Genomic DNA, 24,105 nt, shown 5'->3' with positions numbered 1-24,105 from the left:
GACAAGCCCTCTCAATCTCAACCAAGACCCACCACACGAAACCGTGCGATGAACCATCTTGGCATCGACTACTTGGCACACTGTTGAGTTCTCAAGGAACAGACGCGCATCCCTTCGAATCTTTCGATCCGGCCGGAGGCAACCGTTCAAACTTAGCGGACCGGCTCTTCCTCGTCAACCTGCCCTCTCGGGCTGGTTCGGCGGGTCATGCTCGCTCCACATCCGGACGCTCGTGTCGACCGGCGAGAGGACTCGTCGGTCGGAGATCCGGGGGATGTCGCTCGCGGGACCAGCCACCGGGATCGTTCCTCGGTGTCCGTTCCTCCCTGCCGGGCGACGTCGAGAACATTACGCAGCCGTGGCGCGGAAGATCAAGTCGGCTTCCGGTGACGCCCGTCACGCCACCCCGGAGACGCCGACGGCCGGCCGACGCGATGCGCGCTGACCTGCGCGGACATCGACGTCGACCGGCCGTCCGGTCGGTGCAGGGGCTCAGTACAGGGCGCTCGCCATCGCGCGGCGGGCCGCCACCACGCGGGGGTCGTCGCCGCCCACGACTTCGAACAGGTCGACGAGCCGCAGGCGCACCCGCTCCTTGTCGGCGCCGAAGGTCCGGCGCAGGACGTCCACGAGCCGGGCGAACGCGTCCTCGACCTGGCCACCCAGGACGTCGAGGTCCGCGACGGCGAGCTGGGCGTCGACGTCGTCGGGCCGGTCCGCCGCCGCGGTCCGCACCGCACGCAGGTCGATGTCGTGCGTCCGCTCGAGGAGCCCGACCTGGGCGAGGCCGGCGCGGGCGAGGGAGTCGCGCGGGTTCTCGGTCAGCGCCCGCTCGTAGGCGGCGCGCGCCGCGGGGAGGTCGTCCGCCTCGATCGCGTCGTAGGCCGCCTGGTGCAGCGGGGGCAGCTCCGGCTCCGGCTCGGCCTCGGGCTCCTCCCCCGCGGGGGCCACACGTCCCGTGATGCCGTTCGCCTCCGCGGCCGCGAGCACCTGGTCGAGCACCGCGCGCACCTGGTCCCGCGGGTACGCGCCCTGGAACAGCGGGAGCGGCTGCCCCGCGAGCACCGCGACGACCGTCGGGACCGACTGCGCCTGGAACGCCTGGGCGACCCGCGGGTTGGCGTCGGCGTCGATCCGTGCCAGCAGCCAGCGACCCGCGTCCTCGTCGGCCAGCGCGGCGAGGTCGGCAGCCACGCCCGTGCTCACCTCGCTCCACGGCGCCCAGAGCACGACCACGACGGGGTGCTGCGTCGAGCGCTGGAGGACGTCGTTGAACGTGGACTCGTCGACGTCGAGGGCGTAGGCGCTCGGCTTGTCGAGCCCGCCCGGAGTCCCGGGGGGCGGCGTCGAGCGGGCGAGGCCGGACAGGTCGACGGCGCCACGGACGTCGAGACGGGGACGGGGCCCGGAGGGCTGGGACATGCGCGTCATCCTTCGTCCCGGGCATCGCGTCCCGGGCTGGTCGTGTCGCTGGGTGGGTCGGGTCGGTCGAGTCAGGAGGCGCTGGCGGCGGTCACGGCGTGCTCGGCCGCGAGGACCTGCACCGGTGCTCCGCTGTCGGCGGGCGGCACGTACATCACGAGCACGTCGGTGTAGGTCCGGGCGAACGCCGTGGCGGCGCTCTGCGTCCCCGTGAGCGCAGCGTAGAACGGGTCCTGGATCGGGATCGTCCCGCCTGCGACCGTGAGCGTCACCGTCGAGACCGTCGTCATCTGCCCGACGACGATCGCGCCACCGTCGGCGGTCGCGAGCGCGACCACCGGTGCGGCGTCCGGCGTGTACGTCTCCGTCGCGGACGCCGCCGACTCCACGCCCGCGACCATCGCCGCGCGAGCGGCCTCGATCGCCGCACGGAACGGGTCCGGTGCGAACGTCGCCGCGTACGCCGAGCCCGCACCGTTCGCGAGGACGTCCGCGTACTGCGCCAACGCGTCCGCCGGCGTGACGACGAGCCCCTGGGCGTCCGGCGCGAGCACCGCGCTGCCCGTCGAGGGCTCGGCCGTCGCCGGCATGCTGACGCCGGGGGCCATCCGCGCCCACCCCCAGAGCTTGTACTGCTCGCGCGGGGCCGCCTGCTGGAGCACGAGGATGCGGGGAGCCTGCAGGTCGTCCGGCTGCTCGGTCACCACGAGCTGCGTCCGCGGCCACTGCGTGGTCTGCGGGACGATGAGGACCTGCTCGTCGGTCGGCAGGATCGTCGGCGGCTTCGCGCCGCCCGTCACGCCCGAGCGGACGTACTCCGCGGTCCGCGTCGCGAGGGCCGGGCCCGTCACCCTGGGCGCGAGCGCCGCCGGGTCGAGGGCCGCGTCCGCCGTGCTCAGCACCTCGCCGAGATCGCCGAGGACGTCCGTCGACTGCGCGACGGTGGTCGCCGCCGGGGCGACCGCGGGTGCCGGGTCCGGCGCGGGCTCCGGGGGCGGCGTGGCGCACCCGGCCAGCACGGCGAGTGCGACGACAGCCGGGACGGTTCGCCGCAGGAGGGCGCTGCGGCCACCCACGCTCGAGCGCCGGTGGCCGTCCGTCAGGGCCGAGACGTCATGTCTCCGAGCGTGGTCGCCGGGTGCGTCGCCGCCCTGGGCCGGGCGGACGTCGCCGACCGAGGCGGGAGCGGCGGCCAGCCTGGCGTGGGTCGTCCCGCGCGAGCCGGCGGCGGGGGTGCCGTCGCCGGGGAGGTCACCGCCGGGCGTCCCGGCGATGCCGGGCGTCGCGGCGATGCCGGGCGTCGCGGGGATGCCGGGCGTCGCGCGGATGCCGGGCGTCGCGCGGATGCCGGGCGTCGCGCGGATGCCGGGCATCGCGCGGATGCCGGGCGTCGCGGCGATGCCCGGCGTCGCGGGGATGCCGGGCATCGCGGGGATGCCCGGCGTCGCGGGGATGCCGGGCGTCGCGGGGATGCCGGGCGTCGCGGGGATGCCGAGGGTCGCGGGCGTGCCGTGGGCGCGGACGGAGGTCGCGGCGTGGTCGGGGCGGGTCGTCGGGCGGGTGCTCATCGGCCCTCCTCCTGGTCGTCGGTCGTCTCGATGGGCGGCAGCCCCCACGCGCGTCGCCACGCGTCGCCGCGCGAGCCCGCGGGCGGAGCGGGCGGAGCCGACTGCTCGTCCGCGCCGGGCAGCCACGCCGGTCGCACGTGCGCCGACGGCGCGTCGGGTGACGTGGGCGAGCCGGCACGTGACGGCTGGCCGGGCGCGGGCGGCACCGCGGACCAGCCGGCCGGGCGGGCTGCGCCGCTCGGCGCTCCGCTCGCCCACGACGGGCGGCCGGAGCCGTGGACGGCGGGACCCGACGGCACCGGGGCGTCGGCGTGACCTGCCGGTCCCCCGGTCGTCGGGGTTCCGGGCGCAGACGCGACGGGCACCCCGGCCGGGCGGTCGGCCGGCGGCTGGGAGGCAGCGCCGTGGCCCGGCCACCGCGGGCGCGACGTGGTCGCCTGGTCGGGTCGACCCGCCCCGCCCTGGCCGGCGTAGGTCGGCTGCGCGGAGCCGGAGACGGACGACGGTCCCCCGGGACGGTCCGGCGCACGACCGGCGCCGAGACCCGGGGTCGGGCGGTCGTCGGGTCGGTCTGCCGGTGGGCCGGTCAGCCACGAGCCCGGTGCGCCGGGGGCCGAGCCGCCCGCAGCGGCACCGGACGCCGCCGTGCCGCCCGCGGCGTGCGCGCCGTGACGAGCGGGGCCTGTCGGGACCGCGCCGGGCGCGCCGGGGACCGGCGGGCGCGGGCCCGCCGACGAGGAACCGCCGGACGCGCCGGCCGGCACGGGGTGGCGGTGGCCACCGGGAAGCGTCGACGCCGGGCCGGCCGACCCCGTCGGGACGGGCGGCCGGCCGCTGCCCGGCACGGTCGACGTCGAGGCGTGCTCACCGGGCCGGCCGGCGGCGGGCGCTCCTGTCGCGCCGGCGTCGGGGCCGCCCACGACCGGGATCTGACCGGTGCGCAGCGCACGTCGCGTCGGGACCGGGGCGTCCGCGGACCACTTCTCCGTGCCGGCGGACGTCGGGGCGGACGTCGACTCGCGCGCCGGACCGTCGGTCGACGGCCGCGCCGTCGACGCGCTGTCCGCGCCCGCCTGCGTCGACCCGGCGGTCGCGCCGCCACGGCGTGCCGAGGAGTCGCCACGGCGGGACCAGAGCGCCGCGAGGCCGCGCGGCGGCGGGGCGTCTCCGGCGGCCGGTGCGCCGGGCGCGACGCCCGCCGCGCCCAGGCCTTCGGACGCGGCGCCGGGACGAGCGGCGTCGGACGACGTCCCGGGACGGCCCGCCTCCGCGAAGGAACCCGGACGGCCCGACGAGGCCGGCGAGTCCGGACGACCCGCGTCGGCGAAGGAACCGGGACGGCCCGGCGACGCCGGGGCGTCCGGGCGGGCGGTGCCGGAGGGCGCGCCGGGCCGGTCGGCCTCGGCGAACGCGCCCGGACGGCTCCCGGGAGCCGGGGCCGCGTCCGGACGAGCGGCGTCGGAGAACGCGCCCGGGCGGGCCGTTCCCGCGAGGCCGCCCGAGCGGGCGGCGTCGACAGCAGTGCCGCCGGGGCGCGCGGGGGCGCCCGGGCGGGCAGTACCGGTCGAGCCACCCGGGTGAGCCGGGTCGGTGGCGGCGCCGGGTCGGGCCGGGGCGCCGGTGGGGCTGGCCGGACGGGCCGCGCCCGCCGCGGTCGCGGCCGCGCTGAGGTCGGGTGCGTCGGCAGGGCTCGCGGCGGCGCGCGGCACACCGGCGGCGCGTGCCGCGGCGGCCTCGCGGAGCTGGCGGCGCGTGAGGGTGGTGGCGGTGGGGTCGTCCGCCCCGACGCCCGCACCCACGGCGATCGGGCCCGTGTGCACCGCGTGCCACTCGGGCTGGTCGAGGCCCCGGCGGCGGCGCAGCAGCTCGCGGGCGAGCAGCAGGAGCGACGCGAGGACCATCAGGGCACCGACGACGACGCACGGCCACAGCCACGGCGTCGTCACCGTCCGCGGCCACGCGAGCGAGAGCGTGGGCGGCGCGTCCCCCGTGCTCACCGCGAGCAGGCTCCAGCGACCGGGCTCCGCGTGCCAGACGAGCTCGGCCGAGCCCTCACCCGTCGCCTCGGCGACCCAGAGGTCCGAGCCGGTCGGGTCCGCCACGGCAGGGGCCTCGTCGGCCGTCGCGTCGTCGGGGGCGGTCGTCGCGGCACCGTCGGCGGGGGCTGCGGGCTCCGCGCCCTCCGTCGCCGCCGCGTCGGGAGCCGCCGACGCGGACGCGGTGGGCGCCGGGGCGGCGACCGCGTCGATCGCGAGCTTGTGCCAGCCGTCGAGGCCCGTCACGCGGTCGTGCGCGTCGGTGCCGACCCAGCCGTCGACGTCCGTGTCGCGGCCGACCGCGAGGACGACGGGGGCGTCGTCGGCGGCCTCGACGGTCACGGTCACGGGGTCGCCGCCGAGCTCCAGGACGCCCGGGTCGGTGACGAGCGTCCGGGCGTCGCCGGACGTCGTGGCGACGAGGACGTCGTCGGCCCTCCACACCGTCGCGGACGCGATGCCGAGGCCGATGACGACCAGTCCGACGACGCCGAGCAGGGCGATGGTCAGTCGCTTGAGCACGCAGGATCCTCTCGGGACGAGAAGAACCAGGATAGGCAGAGGGGCCGCGCACGACCGAACGAGAGCGGACGGAACGGGTCGTACCGGGCACGTCGTCGCAGGTCCGGTCCGCGAGTCGGCACCGTCGGCCCCCGGCCACGGGGACGAGGGTCCGCGTCGTCCGGTCGGACGACACGCGTATCCTGGCCGGCGGGGCACCGGCTGCCGTCGAGCACCTCGTCGGAGGGGCCGCGCCGGCGCCCACGAGCCCAGGAGGACCGCTCGTGCCCGATGCTCGCACCCCCTTCCCGGTCGTGAACTTCCGTGGTTACGAACGTGAGGCCGTCGACGCCAGGATCTCCGCGCTGGAGAAGTCCGTCGCGGACGCGCGCGCGCAGGTCGAGGCCGCCGACGCGAAGGCGCTGCAGGTCGCGGGCGAGCTGTCCGAGGCGCACCGCCAGCTGCGCGAGGCCGAGCGGCCGACCTACTCCGGCCTCGGCTCCCGCATCGAGCAGCTGCTGCGGTCCGCCGAGGAGCAGTCGTCCGACGTCGTCACGCAGGCGAACGCGCAGGCCGCCGACGCCCTCGCGCGCGCCAAGCTCGCCGCCGGTCAGCTGCGCGCCCGCGCGGAGAACGAGGTCGCCGAGCTGCTCGCGACGTCGCGACGCGAGGCCGAGGAGCTCCGCACCACCGCTGCTGCCGAGGCCGAGAGCACGCTGCTCGCCGCGCAGCGCCGCGCCGAGGAGCTCGTCGGGTCCGCCGAGCGCGAGGCCGCACGCATCCAGAGCGCGATCACGACCGAGGAGGCGGAGCGCCGGACGTCCCTCGAGCGCGAGCTCGGGACGCTGCGCGCCACCGTCGAGCACGAGGCGACGCAGCTGCGCGTCGCGACCGAGCGCACCGCGAGCGAGCTGCGGGCCCGCACCGAGGCCGAGACCACCGCCCAGCGCGAGGACGCCGAGCGCTACGCGCAGGACCTGCGCCAGGCCGCCGACGCCGACACCTCCGAGCTGCGCTCGCGCACCGAGGCCGAGCTGGCCGCGGCACGCGCCGAGGTCGACCGGTACGTGGCCCAGCTGCGGTCCGACGCGTCCGCGGAGATCGCCGCCGTCCGCCAGGCCGCCGCCGCCGAGGTCACGTCGCTGCGCGTCCAGACGCAGGAGTACGCCGACGGCGTGCGCGCGAGCGCCGAGCGCGAGGCCACCGCGCTCCAGCAGCGCGTCTCCGGAGAGGTCGCCGCGCTGCGCGCCGAGGCCGAGCAGTACGCCGCGTTCGTCCGCGCGAGCGCCGAGCGCGAGGTCGGCGAGCTGCGTGCCGCGACCGCCGACGAGCTCGCCGCGGCCCGCACCGACGCGGAGCAGGCCGTCGTCGCGCTGCGCACCGACGCCGAGCAGTACGCCGCGGAGACCCGCGCCCAGGCGGAGCGCGAGACGAGCGAGCTGCGCGAGCGCACCGAGCACGAGGCCACGCACCTGCGCATCACGACCGAGCGGGAGACCGACGAGCTGCGCGAGATCACCGACCGCGAGACGTCCGAGGCGCGCGCCGCGGCGGAGCGCGAGACCGCCGAGCTCCGCGAGCGGACCCGCCTCGAGGTCGACCGCGCGCTCACCGAGGCCCGCCGGACCGCGGGCGAGATCGTCTCCTCCGCACGCGCGCAGGCCGACGAGCTCGTCCGGACCGCCGAGCAGCGCCTCGCCGACGCCGAGCTCGAGATCGCCTCGAAGCGCGAGGCGAGCGAGCGGGAGGACGCGGCGCGGCACGACCAGGCGCGCGTCGAGACCGAGCGGCTCGTGGCCGACGCCGAGGCGCACGCGTCCGAGGCCGAGGAGCGCGTCGCCAAGGCGCTCGCGCAGGCCGAGAAGGTGCGCAAGGACTCCGAGGACCACGCCCGCGACCTCGTCGCCAACGCACGGCGCAACGCCGACCGCGTCGTCGCCGAAGCGCGTGAGCACGCCGAGAAGCAGATCTCGGACGCCATGACCGAGTCCGAGCGCGAGCGGACGACCGCGATGCGTCAGGTCGAGGACCTGCACCGTCAGCGCGAGTCGATCACCACGTACCTCGACGAGCTGCGGAACCTGCTCGGACACAACCCCGACCGCGCGATGCTCGACCGTGCCGCGCGGGCCGAGGCCGCGTTCGAGAAGGAGCAGTCGGCGTCGACGACCAAGACGCAGTCGGCTCCGGTGGCCGCCACGGCGCCCGTGCTGGCCGAGCGCACGAGCGCTGCCGCGGCCGCGGCGCCGGGCTCGTCGGGCGGCAGGGACGAGCGCACGGCGGCGACCGGTGCGTCCGGCACCGCTCCGGCACGCACGGCCGCCGGAGCGGACGGGGACGCCGAGGCGCGCACGGACGCCCAGGCCGGGCGGGTCGACGCAGCGGACGGCAGCGCCGGGACCGGACCGGACGCCGTGACGGGCGACGACGCCGACGCGGGGCGCGACCCGCAGGCGGACACGGGCACGGACGCGTCCTCGGACGCCGTGGTGGACGAGCACGCGGCGGCCCAGGACGCCGTGGCGGACGAGGACCCGGCGGCGGACGAGGACGCGGCGGGCACGGACGCCGGGACGGGCGAGGACGCGGACCGCGGGCAGGACGCGGCGGCTGCCGACGACGTCGACGCCCGCCAGGCCGCGGAGGACGCGGACGCCGGAGCCGGGTCGCGTGCGGACGCGAGCGGGACGTCGGGCGCCGCCGTCCGGGACACGGAGAAGCCTGCCGCGCAGAAGTCGGTCGAGGACGCCGCGACGGCTCCCGTCGCCCCGGCTCGGCCCGCCAAGCCGGCCCGGCCGTCGGGCCGCCCGACCAAGGCGCGACCCGCACCCGTCTCCGCCGCGATCCCCGTCGTCGCCGAGACGTCGCGGGACACCGACGAGGCCAAGCCGGCCGCCGGCGCGTCCGGTGCCGAGGACGCCGCGTCCGACGACGCACCGGCGCCCACGCGCTGACCCCTCCGCGACGCCCCCGGTGCACGATGCCGGGGGCGTCGCGGCGTCACGTGACCCCGACGAGCACACGGCAGGCAGGACGACGATGAGCAGCCCCGACGACGCGGCACGCTGGCGCGACGAGCGGCGCGCCGCCGCTGCGGCCCACGCCGACGCGCTCGCACGTCGCCAGCAGGCCGAGTCGCAGCGGGCGCGCGAGCTGATCGCCGCCTTCGTCGACCAGGCGCTGGCGAGCGGTCCGGAACCCGTCGAGCTCCGGGCCCGGAGCTACGACGGGCGGGCGCGCTACCGGACGCCGCTGCGCGGCTGGTACCTGCGGCGCGACGAGTCGGTCGCCGTCGACACGTCGGGCGAGTTCTACGTGCTCAGCACGCCGTCGAGCCTCGCGGCGCGGCTCCGCGGGGTGACGCCCGAGCCGACGGACCCGCCGCTCGTGCTGGGGGCCGGGGGCAAGGACGGCGAGTCCCTCGACCTGACGCAGGCGCTCGCGCGGGTGCTCGAGGGCTGACGATCCACCCTCGCCCTCACGCGGCCCTGCGCGTGCACGACGGGTGGCGCTCCTCACTGGTCCGGCACGGGCGTCCGCGCAGGACCCGGGGGTCGGGCTCCGCGCTGGCCTGACGCCGCGCGTGCGTGCACGAAGGGCGGTGCTCCCCACCCGGCCGGACCGGGCCGCCCGCGCACGACGGGACGGGCTCCGCTCCCGACATCCGCGGGTGCGGGACGCGCCCGCTCGAGGCGTGGGGCCTCTCGCCCGGCACGGCGCGGTCGGGTCGTGCGCGTGGTCGACGGTGGAGGCCGACGGCGGGCTGCTACGCGGTCGCGGTGTCGGCGCGCTGGAGGAGGTCCGCGAGGGCCGCGGCGACCGCGGACGGGTCCTCGACGGCGGACATGTGGCCGGCGCGGGCGACGACGACGAGCTGGGCGTCCGGGGCCGCGGCGACGAGGTGCTCGGCGGCGGACACGGGGGTCACGGTGTCCTCGTCGCCGACCACGGCGACGACCGGGCCGGGGAAGGCGCGCAGGACCTCGGTGCGGTCGGGGCGCGCGGCCATCGCCCGCTGCGACCAGGCGACGCCGGCGGGCGGCTGGTCCTCGATCCAGGCGGCGAGCTGGTCGACGAGCTCGGGGCGGGCAGCGCGGCTGGACTCCCCGAGCAGGCCGGTCGACATCGGTCGGACGGGCTCGACGGTGTCGCCGTCCTCCGCGGCGGCGGCGATCCGCAGCCGGTTCGCGCGGGCCTCGTCGGTGTCGGCCGTGGACTTCGTGTCGACGAGCCCCAGGCCGGCGACGAGGTCGGGGTGCCGCTCGAGGAGCGCGAGCGCGACGTACCCGCCCATCGACAGGCCGACGACGACGGCCCGGTCGTGGCCGGCGGCCCGCAGGTCGGTGGCCACGAGGTCCGCGGACGCGTCGAGCGACGGCTCGGGGAGCGCGTCGGCGGAACCGGGGGTGCCGGGGAGGTCGACGGCCAGGACGGTCCGGTCGCCGGGGAGCGCCTCGGCGACGGCGTCCCACATGCGGTGGTCGAGGGGGAAGCCGTGCAGCAGCACGACGGGGAGCGCGCCGGACCCGTCGGGACCGGCGGTGCGGAACGTGTGCAGCGTCATGCGTCCTCCTCGCCGACCGCGAGCGCGGCCGGGTTCTCGGCGGTGGTGCTCGGGCCGTCCCACGTGGTCGGCAGCGGCGCGTGGCCGGGCAGGACGTGCGCGACGACCTCGTCGAGCACGCGCCGGACGGCGGCCTCCCCCACCCAGAGGTGCTTGGCGCCGTCGACGCCGATGACCTCGGCCTGCGGGACGCGCGCGAAGCGGCGGCGGGCCTCGTCGGGCCGCAGGTAGTCGTCGTGCTCGGGGACGAGGACGACGAGCGGCTTGCCGAAGGCGGCCCACGCGTCGAGGTCGGCGTCGGTCGCGCGGTGCAGGGGCGGCGACAGGAGGATCGCGCCCTCGATCGACGGGTCGCGGCCGTGCATGAGGGCGAGCTCGGTGCCGAACGACCAGCCGACGAGCCAGCGGCGCGGCAGGTCGTGGAACTCGGCGAACTCGATCGCGGCGTGCACGTCGAACTGCTCGCCCACGCCGCCGTCGAACGCGCCGCCGCTGGTGCCGCGCGGGCTGGACGTGCCGCGCGTGTTGAAGCGGAGCACGGCGAGGTCGGCGAGCGCGGGCAGGCGCCACGCGGCCTTGCGGTAGACGTGCGAGTCCATGTAGCCGCCGTGCGTGGGCAGGGGGTGGAGCGTCACGAGCGTCGCCGTGGGGGTGGCCGGTCCGCCGTCGGGGCCGAGCGGGCGGGCGAGCTCGCCGACGAGCGTGAGGCCGTCGGCGGTGTGGAGCTCGACGTCCTCGCGGTGCGCGGGCAGGACCGTGAGGGAGCGGATCGGGGTCGCGGGCGACGTGTGCGTGCTCATCGGGCACGAGCCTAGGACGGCGCCGACGACCTCGCGGTCCGGGGGGCGCCCTCGCGCTGCGCTGCGGGCACCGCGGCGACGGCGTGCTCGAGCAGGACGGCGACGCCGTCGTCGGCGTTGGACGGCAGCCGGTGGTCGGCGGCCTCGAGCACCGCCGGGTAGGCGTTGGCGACCGCGAAGGAGGTGCCCGCCCACGCGAGCATCGGCAGGTCGTTGGGGGCGTCGCCGACGGCCCACACGGCGCGCTGGTCGATCCCCTGGGTCGCGGCCCACCGCGCGAGCCCTGCGGCCTTGGTGACGCCGGGTCCGCTGATCTCGCCCAGGCCGTGCGCGCCGGAGTCGGCGACCACCGCGAGGTCCCCGACGACGTCGACGAGCGCGTCGACGAACGCGGCGCCGTCGGTCGGCTCGGCGGACGTCCGGACGAGGAGCTTGAGCGTGGGCCCCGTGAGCAGGTCCTCGATGCGGTCGGCGGACCGCGCGTCGGGCGGGACCGGGTGGTCGCTCGCGTAGCCGCGCTCGTGCGCGAAGCCGTCGGCCCCCTCGACGGCGAGGTGCACGCGGTCGGCGCCCCAGCGCGCGCGCAGCCGCTCGACGACCGCCCCGACGACGTCCGCGGGCATGCCGTGCTGCTCGAGCACCTGGAGCGTGCCGACGTCGACGACCGACGCACCGTTGGCGCACAGCGCGACGCCGTGCCCGGCGACGTGCGCCTGGAGGTCGGCGAGCCAGCGGTGCGGGCGCGCGGTGACGAAGACGACCGCGATCCCCGCCTCCTCGGCAGCGGCGAGAGCCGCGGCGGTACGCGCGGACACGGTGCCGTCGGGACGCAGGAGGGTGCCGTCGAGGTCGGTGGCGACGAGGCGCGGCGGCTCGGCCGGCAGCGGGAGATCGTCGGCGTCGGGGACCGGGTCGGGCTCGGTGGCGTCCCGCGGGCTGCCGTCGGCGGTGGTGCTCATCGGCCGCACCCTAGCGGCGCGTCGGGCGACGCCGCCCGCGGGCCTGCCAGCACGACGCGTGCCAGTGCCGCCGGTCGTCGACGGCCTCGCCGAACAGACCGTCCGACCGCCATGCGACGACGTGCGCGGTTCCGGGCCCGACGACCTGGTCGCACCCGGGGCAGCGGTACTCGCGGTCGGAGCCGCGGACCTGCTGGACGACCCACTCGCCGTCGGCCGCGCTCTCGGACCGGCGCCCGCCGGTGGCGCGGTCGAGGTCGAGGCTGACGTGCTCGGCGCCGTAGGGGCGCTTCGTCGAGCGTCGGCTGCGGGGCATGCGTCCATCCTCTCCCGCGTCCGTGGGTCGCGCGGACCGTGCCGCGACGGGCCTTGTCCGTGGCCCGCCGCGCCCACGCCGTGCACGTCGCGGACTGCGCCGATCCCCCGGACGACGGACGGCCCGCCCCGAGCGAGGGGCGGGCCGTCCGGTGCACGGGTGTCAGGGCTGGATCGCGGCGGCCGACTCGACGGGCGCGATCGTGCGGGTACGCAGGAGCTCGCGGTACCAGAGGCCCGAGTCCTTCACGATCCGCTCCTGCGTGTCGTAGTCGACGCGGACGACGCCGAAGCGGCGGTCGTAGCCGTACGCCCACTCGAAGTTGTCGAGCAGCGACCACACGAAGTAGCCGCGGACGTCGGCGCCCTTCTCGATCGCCTCGCCGACGGCGTCGATGTGGTCGTGCAGGTAGGCGACGCGCTCGGCGTCGTGCACGCGGCCGTCCTCGGTGACGGTGTCGTAGAACGCAGCACCGTTCTCCGTGATGGCGAGCGGCTGGCTCGGGTAGCGGTCGCGGAGCTCGAGGAGCAGGTCGACGAGGCCCTGGGGCTCCTGGTTCCAGCCCATCGCGGTGTGCGGGCCGGGCTGCGGGAGCCACTCGACCGACTCGGCAGCGACCCACGGCGAGTGCTCGGACACGCGGTGCCCGTCGGGGCCGGGGGTGCCGGGGGCGAGCCGCACGCCGGCGCCCTTCTGGACGCGACCCGTCGAGTAGTAGTTCACGCCGAGGACGGTCAGCGGGATGCGGATGAGCTCGAGGTCGCCCTCGTGCACGAAGGACCAGTCCGTGAGGTGCGCGGTGTCCGCGAACACCTCCTTGGGGTACTCGCCGTCGAGCAGCGGGCCGAGGAACACCTCGTTGGCGATGGTGTCGATGCGGCGCTTGGCCTCGACGTCGTCGGCCGAGTCGGTCGCGGCGCGCGTGACGTGCAGGTTGAGCGTGATCGACACCGGCGCGTCCTCGCCGAGGACCTCGCGGATCGCGCGGCCGGCGAGGCCGTGGCCCAGGTTGAGGTGGTGGACGGCCTGGAGCGCCTTGACCTCGTCGGTCACGCCAGGGGCGTGGACGCCGGACGCGTAGCCGAGGAACGCGGAGCACCACGGCTCGTTGAGCGTGGTCCACAGGTGGACGCGGTCGCCCAGGACCTCGGCGAGCTTGCGGGCGTAGTCGGCGAACCGGTACGCGGTCTCGCGGTTCGCCCAGCCGCCCTCGTCCTCGAGGGGCTGCGGGAGGTCCCAGTGGTAGAGCGTCGCCACGGGCTTGATCCCGGCGGCGACGAGGCGGTCGACGAGGTCGGAGTAGAAGTCGAGGCCGGCCTGGTTGAACTCGCCCGAGCCGGTCGGCTGGATGCGCGGCCACGCGATCGAGAAGCGGTAGGCCTGCAGGCCGAGGCCCTGCATGATCGCGACGTCCTCGGCGACCCGGTGGTAGTGGTCGACCGCGACGTCGCCGGTGTCGCCGTTGAGCACCTTGCCCGGGGTGCGGGAGAAGGTGTCCCAGATGGACGGGCCGCGCCCGTCCTCGTCGTACGCGCCCTCGATCTGGTACGAGGCGGTCGCCGACCCCCAGAGGAAGTCGTCGGAGAACTGGCGGCCGGAGGGGCGCGTGGTCGTCATGGGAGTCCTTCGAGCTCGGGTTCGGACGGCGGGTGCGGGGACGGACAGTGTCCCGGGGTGCGACGCCTCGGGCCGTCCGGAGGTGTCGAAACGATACGATACACAGCCTGGGACCGCTCCCGCGACCCCTCGGCGGCACTCTACTTGACCGGTAAGGCCCTGAGCGCGCACGACCTGCGACGACGTGGGCGACCGGCCTGCTGGAACCGGTCGCCCACGCCGGGCTCAGACCGCCAGCTCGACGACGGCCTGGCCGGCGACGGCGTGCGCCGCCCCGCCCGGACCGTCCGCCGACGGCGCGACCTGCACCGACCAGGGCGACGACGTGCCGCGCGCCTCGACGCGCACCGTGCCGCCCTGCCGGCTGACCTCGAACTCGGCGTCGCCGCCCGCCGACGGGACGCGCGTGACCGACCGATGGCCGTCCGGCAGCCCGAAGACGCGCAGGGTCAGGCCGTCCAGCCAGTCGTCGTCGGGGCGCTCCTCGCGCGCCGCGAACGGCACCACCGCGCCCGGCCGGACGTACAGCGGCAGCGAGTCGAACCCGTGCCGCTCGCGCACCCACCGCGGACCGGTGACCTGCTCGCCCGACAGCAACGAGGTCCACGTGCCGTCCGGGACGTACACGTCGACCTCGCCGTCCGCCGAGAACACGGGGGCGACGAGCAGCTGCTCGCCGAGCATGTACTGCGTGTCGACGGTCCGCGCGCCCCGGTCGTCGGGGAACTCGAGCACCATCGGGCGCATCACCGGCACGCCCTGCTCGTGCGCCTCGACGCCCGCCTGCGCGAGGTACGGCATGAGGCGCAGCTTGAGTCGGGTGAAGTCGCGGGCCACGTCGACGGCCTCGTCGTCGAACGCCCACGGCACCCGGTAGGAGTCCGAGCCGTGCAGGCGGCTGTGCGACGACAGCAGGCCGAACGCGAGCCACCGCTTGAACACCGCGGGGTCGGGTGTGCCCTCGAACCCGCCGATGTCGTGGCTCCAGTAGCCGAAGCCCGACAGCGCGAGCGACAGGCCGCCGCGCAGCGACTCCGCCATCGACGCGAACGTCGACTCCGAGTCGCCGCCCCAGTGCACGGGGAACTGCTGGCCGCCGACCGTCGCCGAGCGCGCGAACAGCACCGCCTCGCCCTCGCCGCGCTCCTCGACCAGCAGGTCCCAGACCGCCTTGTTGTAGAGGTACGTGTAGTAGTTGTGCATCCGCTCCGGGTCGGTGCCGTCGTGCCACACGACGTCCGTCGGGATCCGCTCCCCGAAGTCCGTCTTGAAGCAGTCGACTCCCTGCCCGAGCAGCGTGCGCAGCTCCTCGGTGTACCAGCGCACCGCGTCGGGGTTGGTGAAGTCGACGAGCCCCATGCCCGCCTGCCACAGGTCCGTCTGCCAGACGGACCCGTCGGCGCGCTTCACCAGGTAGCCGCGCTCGCGCCCCTCGGCGAACAGCCGCGAGCGCTGCGCGATGTACGGGTTGATCCAGACGCAGATCCGCAGGCCCTTGGCCTTGAGCCGCGCGAGCATGCCCTCGGGGTCCGGGAACGTCGCCGGGTCCCACGTGAAGTCGCTCCAGTGGAACTCGCGCATCCAGAAGCAGTCGAAGTGGAAGACCGACAGCGGGATGCCGCGCTCGGCCATGCCGTCCACGAAGCTCGTCACGGTGGCCTCGTCGTAGGACGTCGTGAAGGACGTCGAGAGCCACAGGCCGTACGACCAGTCGGGCACGCGCGCGGGACGGCCGGTCAGCGCCGTGTAGCGACGCAGCACGTCCTTGGGCGTCGGCCCGTAGATCACGTAGTACTGCAGCGACTCCCCCGCGACGGAGAACTGCGTGCGCGACACGACCTCGGTGCCGACCTCGTAGGACACGAGACCCGGGTGGTCGACGAAGACGCCGTAGCCCTGGTCCGACAGGTAGAACGGCACGTTCTTGTACGCCTGCTCGCTCGCCGTGCCGCCGTCGGCGTTCCAGATGTCGACGCTCTGGCCGTTCTTCACGAACGCGCCGAACCGCTCCCCCAGGCCGTAGACGTGCTCGCCCACGCCGAGCGTGAGCTGCTCGTGCACGTAGTGGTCGCCCTTCGCGTCCGTGACGACGCCGATGCTGCGCGGGGTCGACGCGGTGAGGTGGCGGCCGTCGCCCTCGAACTGCACGCTCCACTCGCCGCGCGTGCGGACGCGGGCCGTGAGGGCGCCCGCGGTGAACGTCGCGACGCCGTCCTCGTCGGCGGGCTCGACCTTGACGCCCGCGGGCTGCGTCGTGAGGTCGAAGTGCGGGCCGCGGTCGACACCGCCCTGGAAGTGCTCGATGCGCACGCCCACCACGTCGTCCATGGGCGACGAGAACGTCACCGTCACGAGCGGGCGGTTGAGCGTGTCACCCCGCGACGTCAGCGGCGCCGTGGAGGACCACACGGTGAGGGTGTCGTCGCCGAGCTGGACGTCGGCGACGTCGCGCGGCCGCAGGATCGTCGTCCCGGGCTGCGGGAGCCAGTACCCGTCGGTGAACTTCATCGTGTCCTCTCGGTCGGTGCGAGGTGCAGGGCTGCGGCGCCCTCGGCGGGCAGGAGGAGCTCGTCGGCGACGGCGTCGCCCGTGAGCAGGTCGGTCGCGGCGTCCGGCAGACGGACCGTCTGCTTCACGCGCGTCCGGTTGAGCACGAACAGCACGTCGCCGCGGCGCGCGACCTCGACGCCGTCGGGCAGGTCCGCGAGCGGGGCTGTCACACCGGCGGCCGCCACGCAGTCGGCGACGACGGCCGCGAGCACGTCGCGCGGCGGCACCGTCGTGACGTACCAGGCCTGACCGGCGTCGGCGTCGGCGCCGTGCGTGCGCCGGGTCAGCGCGGGGCGGCCGGCGAGGTCGCCGTCGGCGTAGGTCGCGAGGACCTCGGCGCCGTCGCTGCGGACGTGCTCGGACCACGTCGTCGCGGTGAAGTGCCCGTACGCGTCCGACGCGACCGCGACTCCCGCGTCGTCGAGCGGTCGCCAGTCCTCCCCCGACGCACCGAGGACCCCGGCCCACGGGACGGGGAACCGGCCCCGGCGGACGCGCGCGTGCTCGTCGGCGACCGCGCTGAACGGGCCGACGAGCAGCACGCCGCCGCGCTCCGGGACGCGCGCGACGTTCGCCGCGTCCTCGTCGGTGACCGCGTGCAGCGACGGGACGACGACGAGGTCGTAGCCGTCGAGGTCCGCCGACGGCGGCACGACGTCGGTCGCGATCCCCGCCCGCCAGAGCGGCTCGTGGTACGCCGCGAGCTGGCCCAGCACGTCGAGGCGCATCGACGGCCGCGCGGGCAGGAGCTCGCCCGCCCACCACGACGGCCAGTCGAAGACGAGCGCGACGCGTGCGTCGACGCGGGTGCCGACGACGGGACGCAGCCGCTGCAGCAGCGCGCCCTGCGCGCGGACCGCCCGGTGCAGGTCGGTGTCCGGGCCGGCGTGCGGCACCATCGCCGAGTGGAAGCGCTCGGCGCCGCCCGTCGACGCGCGCCACTGGAAGTAGCAGACACCGTCCGCGCCGTGCGCGACCGCGCGCAGCGAGTCCAGGACCATCGCACCCGGGCTCTTCGGCACGTTGTGCGCACGCCAGCTCACGGCGCCCGCGGCCTGCTCCATGAGGAGCCACGGCTGCCCTCGTCGCACGCCGCGGACGAGGTCGTGGGCCAGGGCCGCGCGCGCGGGCGACGACGCGTCGGCGGGGTCGGTGTAGCAGTCGTCGGCGACGACGTCGACGTCGTCGGCCCACGTGTGCTGGTCGACGCCCGGGAAGAAGTTCATGACGTTCGTCGTGACGGGCGCGTCGGAACGCCCGCGGATGATCGCGGCCTGCAGCCGGTAGAGCTCGCGGAGCTGGTCCGACGTGAAGCGCCGGAAGTCGAGCTCGGCGGCGGGGTTGTGCAGGTACGGCGCGGCGCGCGGCGGGACGACCTCGTCGAACGAGGAGTACCGCTGGCTCCAGAACGCGGTCGCCCACGCGGCGTTGAGCGCGTCGACGTCGCCGTACCGCGCGCGCAGCCAGGTGCGCAGGCGCTCGGCGCACAGGTCGCACCAGCACGTCTGGCCGAGCTCGTTGCCGACGTGCCACATCGCGACGGCCGGGTGGTCGGCGTATCGGTCGACGAGGTGCCGCACGACCGCGGCCACGTGGTCGCGGAACACCTGCGAGCCCGGGCAGAAGTGGTTGCGCGAGCCGACGCTCATCCGCACGCCCTGGGCGTCGACGGCCGAGGTCTCCGGGTGCCGGTGCGCGAGCCACGGCGGCGGTGACGCGGTGGGGGTCGCGAGGTCGACGGCGATGCCGGCGTCGTGCAGGAGGTCGAGGACCTCGTCGAGCCACGCGGTCTCGAAGCGGCCGGGCTCGGGCTCGAGCGTCGCCCACGAGAAGATCCCGACGGACACGAGGTTGACACCGGCCGCGCGCATGAGCGCGACGTCCTCGCGCCACACGTCGGGCGTCCACTGCTCGGGGTTCCAGTCGCCGCCGTAGAGGACGCCGTGGGCGGCGGTGAGCGCGTCCAGACTCCTCATGCCACCCTCCCCCGTGCCGCCGTCCGGGCGACGTGACCCGCCGGTCCGTGCGTCGATCGTCGAAGCGCTTCAACAACGAAGCCGCACCGGACGCTAGCCGCTGCCGACGCTACGTGTCCATTCCCCCGCGTTGACGCCCTGGTAGTTGCGATAACCGCTGTCGAAGCGTTTAGTCGAGGACGCGTCGTCGAACGGGTCAGGCGACACGCCTGTACCGCTACACTCCCCGCATGGCCACGATCGCCGACGTCGCGAAGGCAGCGGGCGTCTCGTCCTCGACCGTGAGCTACGTGCTCTCCGGCAAGCGCCCGATCTCGCTCGCGACCCGGCACCGCGTCGAGAAGGCGATCCGCGACCTCGGGTTCAGCCCCCACGCCGGCGCCCGCGCGCTCGCGTCGAGCCGCACCAACGTCCTCGGGCTCGTCGTCCCGCTGCGCGCGCTCGAGGCCAACGTCGCGATCGTCATGGAGGTCGTCTCCGGCGTCATCACGCGTGCGCGCGACTTCGACCACGACGTCCTCGTCCTCACCCAGGACGACGTCAACGGCGTCCAACGGCTCGCGAACGGCAGCATGGTCGACGCGCTCATCCTCATGGACATCGAGACGCTGGACCCCCGCCTGCCCGTGCTCGCGGGGCTCCGCCAGCCGTCCGTCCTCATCGGCGTGCCCAGCGACCCGCACGGCCTGTCGTGCGTCGACCTCGACTTCGCCGCAGCGGGCCGGCTCGCCGTCCGGCACCTCGTCGACCACGGCCACCGCAGCATCGCGCTGCTCGGTGCGCCCTCCGCCGCGCTCGCCCGCAGCGCCAACTACGCGGTGCGCATCGTCGACGGCTTCCGCTCCCAGGCCGGGCCAGCCGGCGTCCGGCACACCGTCGTCCCGACCGAGGCCACCTACCCCGGCGCGGAGGCCGCGGTCGAGCGCGCGTTCGCCGAGCTGGACGACCTCACCGCGCTCGTCGTGCACAACGAGGCCGCGCTGCCCGGCGTGCTCGCCGCGCTCGCGCGGAGCAACCGTTCCGTGCCCGGCGACGTGTCCGTGCTCGCCGTCGCGCCGTCCAGCCTCGCCGAGCACCTCGCCCTCCCCCTGTCCGCGATCGACGTCCCCGCCGAGGAGATCGGCCGCACCGCCGTCGAGATGACGATCGAGCGGCTCGACCAGAAGAAGGCCGCCGAGACGCGTCTGCTGTCCCCGGCCTTCATCGAGCGCGGGAGCTGCGCCGCACCCGCCTGACCGCTGCGGCCCGACGCCGGGCACGCCCGGCGTCGGTCGCGTCCCGCCGCTCACACCGGCACCTCCGTCAGGTCCCCGTCGAGGCGGACCGTCGCACCCGCGCGCAGCGACAAGGTCCGCGTCCGGTCGGCGTGCACCACCTCCAGGGTGCCCCCACGGCCCGCGCGCAGCACGACACCACGCAGCGCACCCCCCGACCACGTCACGTCGACCACCAGCCCGCCGCGCCCGCGCACACCGCGCACCGACCCGTCGGGCCACTGCGGCGGCAGCGCCGGGAGCAGGCGCACGCGGCCCGGCGTCGACTGGACCAGCGCCTCGGCGACCGCGGCGACCAGACCCAGGTTGCCGTCCACCTGGAACGGCGGGTGCGTCGAGAACAGGTTCGGCAGCAGGCCACCGCGCTCCCGCTCCGCCGACGACGGGTCCGCGGGCTGCATCGCCTCCGTGAGCAGCGCACCGACCGCGTCGCCGTCCCCGAGGCGGGCGCGCAGCGCCGTCTTCCACGCGAGCGACCACCCGGTCGACCCGGGACCGCGGGCGTCGAGCGACGCGCGCGCGGCCTTCGCGAGGTCCGGGGTGTCGACGACGTCGACCTGCGCGAGGGGGAAGAGGCCCACGAGGTGCGACAGGTGACGGTGGTGCGGGTCGACGGCAGGGGCGTCGTGCGACCACTCACGCAGCAGACCGTCCGGGCCGACGCCCGGGTCGGCCAGCCGGTGCAGCGCGGAGCGCAGCCGGGGCTCGATCGGGTCGTCCAGGTCGAGCAGCGCGACGGTGTCCAGGCAGCGCTCCAGCAGGTCGCGGACCAGGACGAGGTCCATGGTCGCGCCCGTCGTCAGCGCGCCCGTGCCCCCGTCCGGCCGCACGAACGTGTTCTCGGGCGACGTCGACGGCGACGTCGTGAGCCGGCCGTCGGGCGCCTCGACGAGCCAGTCGAGGCAGAACTCCGCGGCGCCGTGCAGCAGCGGCCAGGCCCGCTCGCGCAGGAAGCCGAGGTCGCCCGTCGCGTCGGCGTGGTCCCACAGGTGCCGGCACAGCCAGACGCCGCCCATCGACCAGTGCGCCCACGACGCGTCGCCGTGACCGGCACCGACGGGCAGCGCCCAGCCCCACACGTCGCTGTTGTGGTGCGCGACCCAGCCGCCGCAGCCGTACACGTCCCGTGCGACCGCCGTGCCCCGCCGGGCGACCAGGCCCACGTGGTCCAGCAGCGGCTCGTGGCACTCCCCCAGCCCGACGGCCTCCGCGCCCCAGTACGCCATCTCGAGGTTGACGTTGAGCGTGTACCCGCTCGACCACGGCGGCGTCGCCTCGGCGTTCCAGACGCCCTGCAGGTTCGCGGGCGGCGAGCCCGGGCGCGACGAGGCGACCAGCAGGTAGCGGCCGTGGTCGAACACCGCCTGCGCGAGCGCGGCGTGCGGCGCCGACGCGATCGCGTCGGGCAGACGCAGGTGGACGTCCGCGCCCGTCAGGTCGAGCGTGCACGCGTCGAGCAGCCGACGGTGGTCCGCGACGTGCCGGCCGCGCGACGCGTCGCCGTCGGCCCGGCTGCCGGGCAGCGCCTGGCGCGCGCACGCGAGGACGTCCGCGACCACGTCCTCCCGCGGGCGGAGCGCGCCGTCGGACGGCCACGGCGACGTCGTGCCCGTCGCGAGCACGACCTCGACCCACGTCGCACCCGACACCCGCAGCGCCGACGACGAGCCCGCGACCTCGCCGTCGCTGCACGCGAGCAGCGCGGCGACCCCCGTGAGCGACTTTCCCTCGCCCGTGCGCAGGGTCGCCGCCTGCGGCTCGTGGCCCGGCGGGACGTCGTCGGGCAGCTCGAGGACGAGCACGCGGCCGCCCGGCGCGTGGTGGTCGGCGCGCACGTCGTGCCCGGTCGACAGCTCGACGCGCAGCGCGAACGGCGCGTCCGACGCCCACCGGCCGTGCAGCGCACCGTCGACCGCGCTCGCGTACCACTCGACCTCGACCGACCCGGCTCCGACCGGGACGTGCTCGACGACCGTGCCGTCGCGCAGGTCCAGCGTCCGCGGGGAGTCGTCGGGACGCCGGACCTGCGCGGTCCCGGGGGCCGCGGTCGCGGGCGCGGCGGGTGAGGCGAGCGCGGCGGGCGCGGCGGAGGTCGCGGGTGCTCCGGTCGCCGCCTCCGCCGCGGGCGGACGACGGTCGGTCGTGCGCTCGGGCGCGCACACCGTGACGTGCAGGTCGACGAACGGCTGGAACGCCTGCGTCCACGGGCCCTGGAACACCGCGAGGAGGTCGGCCGCGTCGTCGTGCCGCCCTTCCGCGAGCGCCGCGCGCGCCGACGCGAGACGCTCCGGCCCGGCGCCCGCGGCACGCACGGCCGCGAGCGCGCGGTCCGGGCCGTCCGGCCGACCCGACCACGCGGTCGCGTCGTTGACCTGCACGCGCGCGCGGTCGGCACCGCCGTGGACCATCGCGCCGAGCCGGCCGTTCCCCACCGGGAACGCCTCGACCCACGTCCGCGCCGGTCCGGCGAAGGACAGCAGGGTGCGACGGCCCGCCACGTCAGCCCTTGATGGCGCCGAAGATCACGCCCTTGGTGAAGTGGCGCTGCACGAACGGGTAGACGAGCAGGATCGGCACGATCGCGAGGACCATGACGGCCATCTGGACGGGCAGGCCGCTCACGACACCGGTCGCCGCGTCGACCTGGCCGGTCGTGCCACCGCCCGGCAGGCTCACGCCCTGCAGGACGTAGGACCGCAGGACAAGCTGGAGCGGCCACTTCGCGTTGTCGTTGATGTAGAGCATCGCGTTGAAGAACGCGTTCCAGTAGCCCACGCCGTAGAAGAGCGCGACGACCGCGACCGCCGCCTTCGACATCGGCAGGACGATCCGGCCGAGCACCCGCCAGTCGCCCGCGCCGTCGATGCGGGCGGCGTCGAGGATCGACTGGTCGATGCCCATGAAGAAGCTGCGCAGGATCAGCACGTTGAACGCCGACACCGCCCCGGGCAGGATCAGCGACCAGTAGCTGTTGATGAGCCCCAGGCTGCTGACCAGCAGGTACGTCGGGATGAGCCCGGCGCCGAAGAACATCGTGACGAGGAAGACGAACAGGATCGGCCGGTGCAGCACGGATCCCGGCCGCGACAGCCCGTAGGCCGCGAGGACCGACACGATCGTCGAGATGACCGTGCCGACCGCGGTGATCCCGACGCTCACGAGCGCGGCGCGCGACACCACGCCGCCCGACAGGATCTGCCGGTAGGCGTTGAGCGTGAGCTCGCCCGGCACGGTCACGAGGCCGCCGACGCGCAGCGTCTCCGCCTGCGTCGAGAAGCTCGTGAGGAGCACGGTCCACAGCGGGAACAGGACCGCGAGCGCGACGAGCGTCAGCACGAGCCCCTTGAGCGCGAGGCCGACGGGGGTCGGGCGCTCCTCCCAGACCGGTCGGTGCTTGGACCCCCGCCGACGGCGCGGTGCGGGGGTCGGGCGGTCGGGCGTCGTGCCGACGGCCGCGGCGGGCAGCACCGGGGGTGCTGCGGTGATCTCCGGTGACTGTCCGCTCATGCGCGCTTGTACACCCCCGCCTCGCCGAACACGTGGGCGAGCTTGTTGGCGCCCAGCACGAGGACCAGGCTGACGACTCCCTTGACGAGCCCTGCGGCGGCCGCGAAGCTCCAGTCCGCGTACACGACGCCCTGGTAGTAGACGTACGTGTCGATGACCTCGGCGACGTCCACGCCGACGGCGGCGCGCTGCAGGATGAGCTGCTCGAAGCCGACGGTGAGCGAGTCACCGAGGCGCAGGATGAGCAGCAGGATGATGACGGGCCGCATGGCCGGCAGCGTCACGTGCCACATGCGTCGCCAGCGGTTCGCACCGTCGACGGCCGCGGCCTCGTAGTGCTCGGGCGACACGGTCGACAGCGCGGCGAGGAAGATGATGATCCCCCAGCCGGCGTCCTTCCAGACGGACTGCATCGTGATGAGCACGAGGAACGTGTCGGGGTTCGTCATCATGTCGAAGCCCGACAGCCCGTGGTCGCGCAGCGTCTGGTTGACGAGCCCGGCACCGCCGAAGATCTGCTGGAAGATCGTCACGACCAGCACCCACGAGAAGAAGTGCGGCAGGTAGACGATCGACTGGATCGTGGTGCGCACCCGCGGCGACAGCACGCTGTTGAGCAGCAGCGCCAGCAGGATCGGGATCGGGAAGAAGAACAGCAGCTGGAACGCGGTGATGACCAGCGTGTTGCCGACCGCGTCGAGGAACAGCGGGTTCGTGAACACCCGCTCGAAGTTGGCCCAGCCGACGTACGTGGAGTGCAGGAACCCCGTGTAGGGCGAGTACTGCTGCCACGCGATGACGTTGCCCAGCATGGGGACGTACGCGAACACGACCAGCAGCACGACGGCCGGCAGCACCATGATCAGGAGCGAGCGGTCGCGCTTGAGGCGCGTGCGGAGCGGGATCTTCCGGACCGGCGGCCGGGCCGGCGCGGGGGTGTGCCCCGCGCCGGTCACCGGGTCCGGCGCCGGCGCGGACGTGCCGCGCCGACGGGTCAGTGCGTCGAGTGCCATGA

Annotated in this window: 16 protein-coding genes; 3 read left to right on the top strand and 13 right to left on the bottom strand. The window is 75.7% G+C overall.

What is annotated here, in order from left to right; genetic code table 11:
* Positions 1 to 492: 492 nt before the first annotated feature.
* The 3 genes from GXP71_RS02015 to GXP71_RS02005 all read right to left on the bottom strand — a co-directional run bounded on the left by GXP71_RS02015 (position 493) and on the right by GXP71_RS02005 (position 5,548).
* On the bottom strand, positions 493 to 1,422 hold the full coding sequence (locus GXP71_RS02015) for a tetratricopeptide repeat protein (protein WP_162351281.1): 930 nt from the start codon (positions 1,420 to 1,422) through the stop codon (positions 493 to 495).
* A gap of 71 nt (positions 1,423 to 1,493) precedes the next feature.
* A complete protein-coding gene (locus GXP71_RS02010; protein WP_238402566.1) occupies positions 1,494 to 2,990 on the bottom strand; it encodes a hypothetical protein in 1,497 nt (498 codons plus the stop codon).
* Positions 2,987 to 5,548, bottom strand: coding sequence for a hypothetical protein (locus GXP71_RS02005; RefSeq protein ID WP_162351280.1), 2,562 nt, complete (start codon positions 5,546 to 5,548; stop codon positions 2,987 to 2,989). Before GXP71_RS02005 ends, GXP71_RS02010 begins: the two co-directional genes overlap by 4 nt.
* Before the next feature lie 263 nt (positions 5,549 to 5,811).
* Here GXP71_RS02005 and GXP71_RS02000 point away from each other — a divergent pair, with 263 nt between their 5' ends.
* Both GXP71_RS02000 and GXP71_RS01995 read left to right on the top strand, forming a co-directional pair.
* Positions 5,812 to 8,481, top strand: coding sequence for a hypothetical protein (locus tag GXP71_RS02000; RefSeq protein ID WP_238402565.1), 2,670 nt, complete (start codon positions 5,812 to 5,814; stop codon positions 8,479 to 8,481).
* An 85-nt stretch (positions 8,482 to 8,566) separates the two neighbouring features.
* Positions 8,567 to 8,989, top strand: coding sequence for a hypothetical protein (locus GXP71_RS01995; protein ID WP_162351279.1), 423 nt, complete (start codon positions 8,567 to 8,569; stop codon positions 8,987 to 8,989).
* A gap of 304 nt (positions 8,990 to 9,293) precedes the next feature.
* Here GXP71_RS01995 and GXP71_RS01990 read toward each other — a convergent pair whose 3' ends face one another.
* The 7 genes from GXP71_RS01990 to GXP71_RS01960 all read right to left on the bottom strand — a co-directional run bounded on the left by GXP71_RS01990 (position 9,294) and on the right by GXP71_RS01960 (position 18,309).
* Positions 9,294 to 10,091, bottom strand: a complete 798-nt coding sequence (locus GXP71_RS01990; protein ID WP_162351278.1) for an alpha/beta fold hydrolase — start codon at positions 10,089 to 10,091, stop codon at positions 9,294 to 9,296.
* A complete protein-coding gene (locus GXP71_RS01985) occupies positions 10,088 to 10,891 on the bottom strand; it encodes an alpha/beta hydrolase (protein ID WP_162351277.1) in 804 nt (267 codons plus the stop codon). The genes GXP71_RS01990 and GXP71_RS01985 overlap by 4 nt, the downstream gene beginning before the upstream one ends.
* 11 nt (positions 10,892 to 10,902) lie before the next feature.
* Positions 10,903 to 11,850 carry an HAD family hydrolase gene (locus GXP71_RS01980; RefSeq protein ID WP_162351276.1) on the bottom strand — a complete coding sequence of 316 codons (948 nt, stop codon included), beginning with the start codon at positions 11,848 to 11,850 and terminating at the stop codon, positions 10,903 to 10,905.
* 10 nt (positions 11,851 to 11,860) lie between these two features.
* Positions 11,861 to 12,166, bottom strand: coding sequence for a hypothetical protein (locus tag GXP71_RS01975; RefSeq protein WP_162351275.1), 306 nt, complete (start codon positions 12,164 to 12,166; stop codon positions 11,861 to 11,863).
* 162 nt (positions 12,167 to 12,328) lie between these two features.
* Complete coding sequence (locus GXP71_RS01970; RefSeq protein ID WP_162351274.1) at positions 12,329 to 13,783, bottom strand: glycoside hydrolase family 1 protein; 1,455 nt, start codon at positions 13,781 to 13,783, stop codon at positions 12,329 to 12,331.
* A gap of 225 nt (positions 13,784 to 14,008) precedes the next feature.
* Positions 14,009 to 16,291: an alpha-xylosidase gene (gene yicI, locus GXP71_RS01965; RefSeq protein WP_162351273.1), complete on the bottom strand. Its 2,283-nt coding sequence runs from the start codon at positions 16,289 to 16,291 to the stop codon at positions 14,009 to 14,011.
* Entirely contained in the window at positions 16,288 to 18,309 is a 2,022-nt protein-coding gene (locus GXP71_RS01960) for a beta-galactosidase (protein ID WP_162351272.1), read from the bottom strand. The genes yicI and GXP71_RS01960 overlap by 4 nt, the downstream gene beginning before the upstream one ends.
* A 230-nt stretch (positions 18,310 to 18,539) precedes the next feature.
* Between GXP71_RS01960 and GXP71_RS01955 the strand changes: the two genes are divergently transcribed.
* On the top strand, positions 18,540 to 19,544 hold the full coding sequence (locus tag GXP71_RS01955) for a LacI family DNA-binding transcriptional regulator (RefSeq protein WP_162351271.1): 1,005 nt from the start codon (positions 18,540 to 18,542) through the stop codon (positions 19,542 to 19,544).
* 50 nt (positions 19,545 to 19,594) lie between these two features.
* Here the strand turns inward: GXP71_RS01955 and GXP71_RS01950 are convergent, their stop codons facing one another.
* From GXP71_RS01950 to GXP71_RS01940, 3 genes are read right to left on the bottom strand one after another with little or no spacing between them, the layout of a single operon-like run.
* Positions 19,595 to 22,081, bottom strand: a complete 2,487-nt coding sequence (locus GXP71_RS01950; RefSeq protein ID WP_162351270.1) for a glycoside hydrolase N-terminal domain-containing protein — start codon at positions 22,079 to 22,081, stop codon at positions 19,595 to 19,597.
* 1 nt (position 22,082) lies between these two features.
* Positions 22,083 to 23,090, bottom strand: a complete 1,008-nt coding sequence (locus GXP71_RS01945; protein ID WP_162351269.1) for a carbohydrate ABC transporter permease — start codon at positions 23,088 to 23,090, stop codon at positions 22,083 to 22,085.
* On the bottom strand, positions 23,087 to 24,103 hold the full coding sequence (locus GXP71_RS01940; protein ID WP_162351268.1) for a sugar ABC transporter permease: 1,017 nt from the start codon (positions 24,101 to 24,103) through the stop codon (positions 23,087 to 23,089). Before GXP71_RS01940 ends, GXP71_RS01945 begins: the two co-directional genes overlap by 4 nt.
* Positions 24,104 to 24,105 lie beyond the last annotated feature (2 nt).

This window comes from Cellulomonas sp. H30R-01 (assembly GCF_010119915.1).
GTDB lineage: Bacteria > Actinomycetota > Actinomycetes > Actinomycetales > Cellulomonadaceae > Cellulomonas > Cellulomonas algicola.
This window is presented reverse-complemented; position numbering and strand designations above follow the sequence as displayed.

Coding starts and splice junctions, on each gene's coding strand:
- GXP71_RS02015 (WP_162351281.1), bottom strand. CDS start 1,422: ATGTCCCAGCCCTCCGGGCCCCGTCCCCGTCTCGACGTCCGTGGCGCC.
- GXP71_RS01970 (WP_162351274.1), bottom strand. CDS start 13,783: ATGACGACCACGCGCCCCTCCGGCCGCCAGTTCTCCGACGACTTCCTC.
- GXP71_RS02010 (WP_238402566.1), bottom strand. CDS start 2,990: ATGAGCACCCGCCCGACGACCCGCCCCGACCACGCCGCGACCTCCGTC.
- GXP71_RS01940 (WP_162351268.1), bottom strand. CDS start 24,103: ATGGCACTCGACGCACTGACCCGTCGGCGCGGCACGTCCGCGCCGGCG.
- GXP71_RS01960 (WP_162351272.1), bottom strand. CDS start 18,309: ATGAGGAGTCTGGACGCGCTCACCGCCGCCCACGGCGTCCTCTACGGC.
- GXP71_RS01980 (WP_162351276.1), bottom strand. CDS start 11,850: ATGAGCACCACCGCCGACGGCAGCCCGCGGGACGCCACCGAGCCCGAC.
- yicI (WP_162351273.1), bottom strand. CDS start 16,291: ATGAAGTTCACCGACGGGTACTGGCTCCCGCAGCCCGGGACGACGATC.
- GXP71_RS01995 (WP_162351279.1), top strand. CDS start 8,567: ATGAGCAGCCCCGACGACGCGGCACGCTGGCGCGACGAGCGGCGCGCC.
- GXP71_RS01990 (WP_162351278.1), bottom strand. CDS start 10,091: ATGACGCTGCACACGTTCCGCACCGCCGGTCCCGACGGGTCCGGCGCG.
- GXP71_RS01945 (WP_162351269.1), bottom strand. CDS start 23,090: ATGAGCGGACAGTCACCGGAGATCACCGCAGCACCCCCGGTGCTGCCC.
- GXP71_RS01985 (WP_162351277.1), bottom strand. CDS start 10,891: ATGAGCACGCACACGTCGCCCGCGACCCCGATCCGCTCCCTCACGGTC.
- GXP71_RS01975 (WP_162351275.1), bottom strand. CDS start 12,166: ATGCCCCGCAGCCGACGCTCGACGAAGCGCCCCTACGGCGCCGAGCAC.
- GXP71_RS01955 (WP_162351271.1), top strand. CDS start 18,540: ATGGCCACGATCGCCGACGTCGCGAAGGCAGCGGGCGTCTCGTCCTCG.